This is a genomic window from Streptomyces sp. ADMS, assembly GCF_033441795.1.
In the GTDB taxonomy this organism is placed as follows: domain Bacteria; phylum Actinomycetota; class Actinomycetes; order Streptomycetales; family Streptomycetaceae; genus Streptomyces.
Window position 1 is genome coordinate 1 of record NZ_JAVFVX010000232.1, and the last position, 4,193, is coordinate 4,193.

General features: G+C 65.9%; 3 protein-coding genes and 1 pseudogene. 2 read left to right on the top strand and 2 right to left on the bottom strand.

The window, feature by feature from the left end:
* The first annotated feature begins 830 nt into the window (after positions 1-830).
* Complete coding sequence (locus RB628_RS39565) at positions 831-1,223, top strand: reverse transcriptase domain-containing protein (RefSeq protein WP_318325492.1); 393 nt, start codon at positions 831-833, stop codon at positions 1,221-1,223.
* Positions 1,224-1,724: 501 nt separating this feature from the next.
* Here the strand turns inward: RB628_RS39565 and RB628_RS39570 are convergent.
* Positions 1,725-2,939, bottom strand: a pseudogene (locus RB628_RS39570) (recombinase family protein); the annotation flags it as partial.
* Between the two features lie 39 nt (positions 2,940-2,978).
* Positions 2,979-3,326, bottom strand: coding sequence for a hypothetical protein (locus RB628_RS39575; protein ID WP_318325490.1), 348 nt, complete (start codon positions 3,324-3,326; stop codon positions 2,979-2,981).
* A gap of 114 nt (positions 3,327-3,440) precedes the next feature.
* Between RB628_RS39575 and RB628_RS39580 the strand changes: the two genes are divergently transcribed.
* Positions 3,441-4,103, top strand: coding sequence for a group II intron maturase-specific domain-containing protein (locus RB628_RS39580; RefSeq protein ID WP_318325491.1), 663 nt, complete (start codon positions 3,441-3,443; stop codon positions 4,101-4,103).
* Positions 4,104-4,193: the final 90 nt, after the last annotated feature.

Consider the following 4,193-nt stretch of genomic DNA (forward strand, 5'->3'; position numbering starts at 1 on the left):
CTTGTGTCCTGAACATGAAAGGGAGTTGGCTGTAGGACAGCTTCTGGAAATGGTGCTGTGCGGAAGATGAAGGTTTTGTGGCCCTTCGAAGCCGCCCTGCGGGGGGAGGCTTCAAACCGCCTCATGCTGCGTTAGCCGAAGACTGTCGTGGTGAGCGATGAGGAAAAGGCGTCGTAAGAGGCGTCAGGTGGGGACCGGGAAGACGAACGCAAGTGAATCGCTGCTGACGTGTCGAAAGGATAAAAGACGACATCAAAACCGGGGTGTGAACTGAACCCTGGGATGAGCCTGGCGGGTGCCCGTTTATTGGCCAGGTGGTGTCCGGCATGTAGGCGACGTGAGTCCGGTCTGCGGCTTCCGTATGGAACAGGAGAAGGCAGGTCCCGATACTGCCCGCCAAGTAGCGGTGGGTGAGAGGGAGTGCCCCAAGCAGCAGACACTGCGAGGGGTCGAGTACCGATACGGGTCCTGCTGGCGGACCGGCTCGTAGTAGCGGTGAAGCCTCTGTAACGGGGGTGGAGCGAAGGGGCCGGGTCGTTCGTGACTGAGTTGATCGCATCAACCGGACAACGTCCGGGAGGAGTTCGATGGGCCAGTTGAAGTCTCAGATCAAGCCGTTTGAAATTTCGAGGTGGGAAGTCAAGGAGGCGTGGGAGGAAGTCAGGGCTAACAGAGGCGCGCCTGGTGTGGACGGGCAGAGCATCGCCGACTTCGAGAAGGACCTGAAGAATAATCTGTATAAGGTCTGGAATCGGATGTCGTCGGGCTCGTACTTTCCTCCTCCGGTGCGTGCGGTGGCAATTCCTAAGTCGCATGGCGGCGGCACGAGAATGCTCGGCATTCCCGCTGTCGCTGATCGGGTGGCTCAGACCGTGGTGGCCCGGCATCTGGTGCGAAGGGTGGAGCCTGTTTTCCACCCTGACAGTTTCGGATACCGGCCCGGACGGTCCGCTTTGGACGCGGTGGAAAAGTGCCGGGAACGCTGCTGGAAACGGGACTGGGTGGTGGAGTTCGACATCGCCAAGTTCTTCGACAGTGTGCCCTGGGACCTGCTGGTCAAGGCGGTGGAAGCACACACCGACGCCGTCTGGGTGAAGTTGTATGTGCGGCGGTGGCTCGCTGCTCCGCTCGTCATGCCCGACGGCACCCTGCTGGAGCGGGAGAAGGGGACACCTCAAGGAGCCCCTGTCACTCCCCCAACGCAATGGGTAACCCGGGCATGAGTCACCCTCCGTAGCGTCTCGATCTTGATGCTGGTCGTCGGCAGTGCGCTCACGCACGGGGATGCGGTGCCGGATGGTGATCTTCTCGGGGCCGACGAGGACGTCCTTGACGAGGAGCCGCAGGACACGCTGGCGCTCGGGGATCTCGGCTGTCTGGGCGTTGTCGCGGAGCTGGGCGAGGAAGCCTTCGAGATCGTCGGCGAGCTTGAGGTAGGCGTCGCGGTCGGCGAGCTGGGCGTCCAGCGCGTCGAGTTGGCCGCGCAGGTTGCCTTCCCGGGCCCGCAGGCCGGGCATCCGGGCCCGCAGTTCGTCGATGGTGACCAGTTGCTCCTGGAACGCTTCGATCATGCGGGTGATCGCGGTGGTGGCCTTGGCCAGGGCCAGTTCGAGGCGGCTGCGCTGGCGGGTGGCGGGGTCGGAAGTGCGGGCGCGGTCGAGCCGCTTGTCGATCTCGGACCGGATCAGGTGCGGGTCGGCGATCAGGTCGATGATGTGGTTCCAGACGACGGTGTCGAGGTAGTCGGCACGGACGGGCTTGTTGGTGCAGACCCGGCCTCCCTCGTAGCGGTAGTCGTCGGAGCCCAGGCACCGGTAGTAGTAGATCTTCTTGCCTGAGGAGGTAGTGGTCGAAGTGCGGTAGTAGCCGTACCCGCAGCTCACGCAGGCCGACAGCCCCTGGAGCAGGGAGGGGACCTTGCTGTTGCGCGAGGCGAAACGCTTGTTGTCGGCGAGCCGCTGGGCGGCCCGTTCGAAGGTGGCCGGGCTGATGAGCGCGGGGACGGGGATGGTGATCCACTCCTCGCGGGGCCGGTCCTCGTACTTGACGGCGCGTGGGGTGGTGCGGCCCTCCAGCCTCGCGCGGCGGTTCAGCCCCGGGGACTCGTGGACGGTCCGGGTCTTGCCGAAGGCGGCCTGACCTTGGTAGACGGGGTTGCGGAGCATGCCCCAGACCACGCTGCGGTCCCAGCGGGTTTTCCCGGTGCGGGTGGGGGTGCCGCTGCTGGTGAGCCAGCGGGTCAGGTCCGCGATGGAGGCTCCGTCGTCGGTGTAGCGGCGGAACAGCTCCGCCACCAGCGCTGCCTCGGACTCGACGATCTCGTAAGTGGCCCCGCATTCAGGGGTCTTGCGCAGGTATCGGTAGCCGAACGGGGCACCGCTCAGCACGTTGACGGACCCCGAGCGGGCCCGGTAGGTCTTCCCCCGCCGGTAGCGTTCCATCAGCTGGGCCTTCTCGTACTCGGCGAACATGCCCTGGAACTGGACCATCAGCTGGTCCTCGGGAGTGTCGCCGCGAGGGCCCCGTACGAACTCCACCCGGGTGCCGGCACGGGCGAACTCCTCGATCAGCAGGGCCTGGTAGGCGAACTTGCGGGCCAGGCGGTCGGGTGCGTAACACAGCACCACATCCACGCCGACCTGGGCGACCAGGTCCCGCAGCCGCTCCAGCGCGGGCCGCACCAGGGTCGCCCCGGAGTGCCCCTCGTCCTCGAACACCCACTCCTCGGGCAGCTCAAGATGCGAGGCGGCGGCGTGTGCCCGCAGGGCCGCGGTCTGCGAGCCGATCGTCTGGTCCTTCTTCTGCCGGGCGGACGACACCCGGGCGTAAATCGCCGCACTGGTCACCGGCTCCTCCTGCCTGATCGGGGCCGGCCCGCACCCGGGCCCGGCGCTGCGGCACCAACACCGCGTAGGCCGCGGACAAGTCCGCCGCCGCATGACGGTCGAAGACCGCCTCCGTCTCCACCAGCCGGCCGCTCACCTGCGAGGCCGGCCCTCCGGGGCACCCCGCTCAAGGAACTCGGCCAGGGCCTGGGCCACCACCGCGGAGATCGCCCGGTCGCTCTCGTGAGCACAAGCACGGATCTGCCCGGCCAGCGAGCCGGGCAGCTTGACCGTGAACACCACGCTCGACTCGGGGACTTCGACCCGTCCAGCAGCCATGGCCTGCTCCAGATACCGGCGTGCCTGACGCACCGACACCCCGTACCTACTCGCCAACGTGCGGGCGGCTGCGGCCGCGGGCACCCCCGCCCCGGCCAGATCCGCGGCGGCGTTGACCCGCCGGGCGTACTCGACGCTATCGACACGATCACCACGCACCATGTCACAAACCTACTACCCATTGTGACGCTCCTTACCCTCCGCGCGAGGTAGGAGTTCCAAGCGCCGGTAGCCGAGCGTCACCTCGAAGCAGAAGTTGCCCATTGCGTTGGGGGCGTGGTATCTCCCGTCTTGGCGAACTTGTTCCTCCACTACGCGTTCGACGCCTGGATGGACCGGGAGTTCCCGTCCGTCTGGTTCGAACGCTATGCGGACGACGCGGTAGTGCACTGCGTCACCGAGCGTCAGGCCCGCCAGGTGCTGGCCGCGCTCGCGAACAGGATGGCCGAGGTTGGGTTGCACCTGCACCCGGCCAAGACCCGGATCGTGTACTGCCAGGACGGACAACGGCGGCGCTCCTCTGAGCACACGGCGTTCACCTTTCTCGGATACACGTTCCGTGCCAGACGAAACCGGACTCGGCACGGCAGGCAGTTTCTGTCGTTCGAGCCGGCGGTCAGCAGGGATGCCCTGAAGAAGATGGGGCGGGAGGTGCGGTCCTGGCACCTGCACACCCGCTCGCAACTGTCCTTCCAGGAGCTCGCCCGCAGGATGAATCCCGTGGTGGCGGGATGGATCAACTACTACGGCCGTTTCAGGCCCTGGGAGCTGCATCCCTTCTTGATGCGCATCAACGCCTACCTGGTGCGCTGGATCCGCCAAAAGTACAAACGGCTCGCGGCCAAGCGGAAGGCCATCACGAAGATGCAGGAAATCGCCCGGCGATATCCCCGCATGTTCGCGCACTGGCGCCTCACCGCAGACGCCGTCTCGGTCTGATGATCAGAACGACAAGAGCCGTGTAATGGGCGACTATTACGCACGGTTCTGTGAGAGCCGAGGGGTGAGATTCCCCTCGGCTACTCGGCA